The following is a 247-nucleotide window of genomic DNA, read 5'->3' as shown; positions in this document are numbered from 1 at the left end:
CACCCGCGATCGGCACCCACCAGCTGATCCGTCGACGCCGCAGACGTCGGATCGACAACGCCGCCGTGATCGACCATCCTACGGCGAGCACGATGGCCGCGATGGTCCCCCAGATCCGCCCCTGGGCGAAGTTCGTGAACTCCCCCTCGATGCCGAGGATCTTCATCGTCTCGTTCATCACGGTGGGCAGATCGAGATACGACAACCCGGTGATGATGATGTTCACCAGGCCGTAGGCCAGCAGCGC

At 64.0% G+C, this 247-nt stretch carries 1 protein-coding gene; it reads right to left on the bottom strand.

The window, feature by feature from the left end:
• On the bottom strand, positions 1–247 hold a 247-nt coding region (locus tag SB773_RS33870), incomplete at both ends, for a DUF6264 family protein (RefSeq protein ID WP_410594863.1).

This window comes from Bacillus sp. SIMBA_074 (assembly GCF_046534555.1).
Classification (GTDB): Bacteria; Bacillota; Bacilli; order Bacillales; family Bacillaceae_G; genus Bacillus_A; species Bacillus_A mycoides.
The sequence above is the reverse complement of the archived record's forward strand: the minus strand, read 5'-3'. Positions and strand labels throughout refer to the sequence as shown.